We start from the raw sequence: 276 nt of genomic DNA on the forward strand, positions 1-276 counted from the left end.
TATCTGCACTAACCCCGACGCGACTGGCCCCAGCAAAGAGGGCCCGCTGCCTGCCACCGGTGCCGTCGCCGCGATGATCGAGGCTGCCTCGAAGCACAAGCCATACATCGTCGGAAAACCGAACCCGATGATGTTCCGCTCGGCTTTGAATCGCATTGAGGCCCACTCTGAGACCACCGCCATGATCGGTGACCGAATGGATACCGACATGGTTGCTGGTATGGAAGCTGGGTTGCTGACTGTCCTGGTGCTCTCGGGTATCACCAAGCGTAATTG

At 59.1% G+C, this 276-nt stretch carries 1 protein-coding gene; it reads left to right on the plus strand.

Features of this window, described 5'->3' with window-relative positions; translation table 11 throughout:
- Positions 1–276, plus strand: a 276-nt coding sequence (locus AC0I8G_RS25920) for an HAD-IA family hydrolase (protein ID WP_471732508.1), incomplete at both ends; no start/stop codon positions are given.

This window comes from Kineococcus sp. AC630 (assembly GCF_979255925.1).